This is a genomic window from Paenibacillus sp. oral taxon 786 str. D14 (assembly GCF_000159955.1).
GTDB lineage: Bacteria > Bacillota > Bacilli > Paenibacillales > Paenibacillaceae > Fontibacillus > Fontibacillus phoenicis.
Genome location: NZ_GG695997.1, coordinates 31063 through 34649, shown reverse-complemented (window position 1 = coordinate 34649; position 3587 = coordinate 31063). Strand labels below are relative to the sequence as shown.

Sequence of the window (3587 nt, the reverse complement as noted above, 5' to 3'; positions counted from 1 at the left end):
CGGCGGCAGCGGGGCCGCGCTGGAAGTGGCCGATGTCGTGCTGATGAACGACAGCATCGAGCGGATTGCGGAGACGATCTCGCTCGCCCGGCGGGCTCGGCGGATCGTGAAGCAGAACCTGGTTTTTGCCGGTGCCGTTATTCTGATGCTGATCGTAAGCAATTTTGCGGCAGGTATTCCGCTGCCGTTTGGTGTCGTGGGTCATGAGGGCAGCACGCTATTGGTGATTCTGAACGGGCTGCGGCTGCTTCGGTAGTGGTTTCGATAGTGGTTTCGGTAGCGTCGCGCGTAGTGGCTCGCGCTGTGGTCCTGGCATAGCGGTCTTCACCATTCCTTCATTTAACCTTCACCAAACCTATCCATTACAAAGATTGACAGATTCCTGCAACGTTCACATAATTAGAATCAAGCCATCTTATATCTATAATTTGTGATGAATCCATTTGAAAGGATTTGAGGATATGTACAAATCAATTATTATCGGAACCGGCCCGGCAGGGTTAACCGCTGCAATATATCTGGCCCGCGCGAACATGAATCCGCTGGTGATCGAAGGTCCGCAGCCAGGCGGCCAATTAACAACAACCACGGAAGTAGAAAATTTCCCGGGGTTCCCGGAAGGGATCATGGGCCCGGAATTGATGGATAACATGCGCAAGCAAGCCGAACGTTTCGGAGCTGAATTCCGCACGGGCTGGGTGAACAGCGTGGATCTGAGCCAACGTCCGTTTAAACTTCAGGTAGAAGGAATTGGTGAGCTCGTGACTGAGACATTGATCTTGTCGACAGGTGCTACGGCTAAATACCTGGGCATCCCGGGCGAAGAGGTGAACGTTGGACGCGGCGTAAGCACTTGCGCGACCTGCGACGGCTTCTTCTTCCGCAACAAAGAGATTATTGTGGTCGGCGGCGGCGATTCCGCAATGGAGGAAGCCGGATTCTTAACCCGCTTTGCTTCGAAAGTCACCGTGGTGCATCGCCGCGAAGAGCTGCGCGCCTCGAAGATCATGCAGGATCGCGTGCGCAGCAACGAGAAAATCGAGCTGGCCCTCAACCGCACGCCGCTTGAAGTCATCGCCGGAGAGCATGGGGTTACCGGCCTGAAAGTGCGCAACAACGCGACGGGCGAGGAAGAAATCATTCCGGCCAGCGGCGTATTCGTGGCGATTGGCCATCAACCGAACACCTCGTTCCTGGGCGGCCAAATCGATCTGGATGCCAACGGGTATATCGTGGTGAAGCCAGGCACTTCCGAGACCAACGTTCCGGGCGTCTTCGCTTGCGGCGACGTACAGGACACCCGCTACCGCCAAGCGATTACGGCGGCAGGAAGCGGCTGCATGGCTGCGATCGATTGCGAGAAATTCATCGAAAGCATGGAGCATGAGCAAGCTGCAGCAGCTGTAAAATAAGGAACAGCAAAACGGCGATACAGGAAGGGCCTGTATCGCCGTTTTCTTTTGCATGGAGCTATCAATTTATCGTTATGCTTCCTAGATAAACAGTCCGGCAATCAGTTGGAACACGAAATATCCCAACACTCCGCCGCCGATTAAGGCAAAGCCCGCCCGCTTGCGGCCCTGGAACAATCGCAGTACACCGAGGCTCACCATGGGAGCCACAATCAGCAGAAAAAACATGACGGCTAAAAATAATTCCACCGAAATATCCGAAATATTTACGATAGTCATCCAATCGATTCTCCATTCCTATGGAAGTCTGAAAATTCACGCAATGACATTTATCACATTTTTTATATTTTTTATTATACATAAGCCCTGCTTTCATTTGTAGAAGCTGATTGTGAATTTTAGGAAACAGATTTTCGTGAGATCTCGAAGGAACCGCCTTACGGGGGCTGTCCAAATCCTGTTTTGCGTTCGACAAAACTAGTAAGCTTTTGCAGGAGAGGCTGTGTTACAATGGGCTTGATCGAAAGATTGGCAGAAGAAATCGTTTATGCAGCTTGACCGGAAGGTGAGGGAAGCCAGATGGGAAAGAAAATCGGGAGACTTTCAACAGGTTGGCTCATAACCGGGGTGATCGGCGGTTTACTGCTGAGTACCGAACCACTTGGAGGGATTGCCGTCCCGGTTCAAGCGGCGGCGGAGCCGGCGACGGTCACGACCGCCAAGCAACTGCAGGCTAAGCTGGCGCAAGGGATGGAGGCGCGGAACACGACGATTACCTTGAAATATAAGGGGTCGACCAAAAATTTGGAGAATCAGCTGAAGCAAGCGGTGAACGATGCGCTGGAAGCCGATCCGTATACGAAATATATCGTGGATCGTTACGTCTACTCCTGGCGAGGCACAACGGGATCGGCCAAGATCACGCTGCAGGTTCATTACCGCGAAACGGCTGAGCAGACCGCTTACGTCCGCCAAAGCGTGAAGAACATCCTCAAGCAGCTGATCCAACCGGGCATGAACAACCATCAGAAAATCAAAGCGATTCACGATTATGTCGTGTTGAACCTGAAGTACGATACCGATCTGCAAAAATATACCGCTTATGAAGGGCTCAAAACTGGCGAAGCGGTATGTCAAGGCTACGCCTTGCTGACTTACGAGTTGCTGAAGGAAGCCGGGATTGAGAACCGTTTAGTGGAAGGGACGGCGGGAGGCCAGCTGCATGCGTGGAACCTCGTGCGTCTCGACAACCGCTGGTACCATCTGGACACGACCTGGGACGACCCGGTCCCTGATGTGCCCAAGCGGGTCAATTATACGTATTACTTGCGAACCGATGAGCAGATGAGGCAGGATCATGTCTGGAAAGCGGCTGATTATCCTCGGGCGTCCGTACCTTATATCAAAACTCTGCAGGCGCTAATTGAGGCAGGCGGGGAGAAGAAGCAAACCTATCTTGCGCTGAAGACTGCGCTGGGGTACGACTTATACGACGCCGACGCGGCAGTGTCCACCGCCAAAGGACTGGCAGAACGGGTCAAGTCCGGCATGAAGGCCGGAAAAGCCACGGTGACCGTGCGTTACGCCGGTTCGGATGAGCAGTTGCTGGAGGACTTGACCGGGCTGTACAACCTGGGCATCCGAAATATCCGTTACCTGATGCAGCCTTTGGAGGGAACGGATGATTTGCGGGTTGAGATTCATTGGGAATAAGGATGAAAAAAATAAACGAGCAAGGATCACCGACACCTCATGTCGGGTGACCCTTGCTCGTTTTTGTTTACTTGTTGCCCCCACGCTCGCGGCCGGCCATTTGCTGCCAGACCGTTCCGGCGGCTTGCTCGCCGGACTCGATCCGCTCGACGGCCATGCGCGCTTGCAGACCCACCTCAAACTCAGGGTCGTCTACCGCTGCGCGCAGCGCCTCTAAGGCATCATCCGTGCCGACCTCGTAGAGGAAGCGGGCCGCGCGCCAACGGACCAGCTTGCTGCTGTCCGATAGCGCCGCGATCATCGGCCCCGTGGCCGCCGGATCGCCGATGTCGGACAGCGTATCGCCGGCGGTGCGCCGCACGGCGGCGGAAGCATCGCGCAGCACCTCGTACAGCAGCTCCATCGCCTCCGGCGTCCGCAGGTCGCCGAGGTAAACGACGGCGAGCCGGCGGAGCTGCATTT

General features: G+C 54.8%; 4 protein-coding genes and 1 pseudogene. 3 read left to right on the top strand and 2 right to left on the bottom strand.

What is annotated here, in order from left to right:
* A pseudogene (locus tag POTG_RS24095) lies at positions 1–256 on the top strand (heavy metal translocating P-type ATPase); the annotation flags it as partial.
* A gap of 205 nt (positions 257–461) precedes the next feature.
* On the top strand, positions 462–1412 hold the full coding sequence (gene trxB, locus POTG_RS21045) for a thioredoxin-disulfide reductase (RefSeq protein WP_009226865.1): 951 nt from the start codon (positions 462–464) through the stop codon (positions 1410–1412).
* A gap of 81 nt (positions 1413–1493) precedes the next feature.
* Here the strand turns inward: trxB and POTG_RS21040 are convergent, their stop codons facing one another.
* Complete coding sequence (locus POTG_RS21040; protein ID WP_009226864.1) at positions 1494–1691, bottom strand: hypothetical protein; 198 nt, start codon at positions 1689–1691, stop codon at positions 1494–1496.
* Positions 1692–1991: 300 nt separating this feature from the next.
* Between POTG_RS21040 and POTG_RS21035 the strand changes: the two genes are divergently transcribed.
* Positions 1992–3125, top strand: a complete 1134-nt coding sequence (locus POTG_RS21035) for a transglutaminase domain-containing protein (protein ID WP_009226863.1) — start codon at positions 1992–1994, stop codon at positions 3123–3125.
* A gap of 67 nt (positions 3126–3192) precedes the next feature.
* Here POTG_RS21035 and POTG_RS21030 read toward each other — a convergent pair.
* A partial coding sequence (locus POTG_RS21030) for a HEAT repeat domain-containing protein (protein WP_009226862.1) occupies positions 3193–3587 on the bottom strand: 395 nt, incomplete at its 5' end.

Bases quoted from the DNA above. Each gene is read 5' to 3' on its own strand.
- trxB (WP_009226865.1), top strand. From the start codon at position 462: ATGTACAAATCAATTATTATCGGAACCGGCCCGGCAGGGTTAACCGCT.
- POTG_RS21040 (WP_009226864.1), bottom strand. From the start codon at position 1,691: ATGACTATCGTAAATATTTCGGATATTTCGGTGGAATTATTTTTAGCC.
- POTG_RS21035 (WP_009226863.1), top strand. From the start codon at position 1,992: ATGGGAAAGAAAATCGGGAGACTTTCAACAGGTTGGCTCATAACCGGG.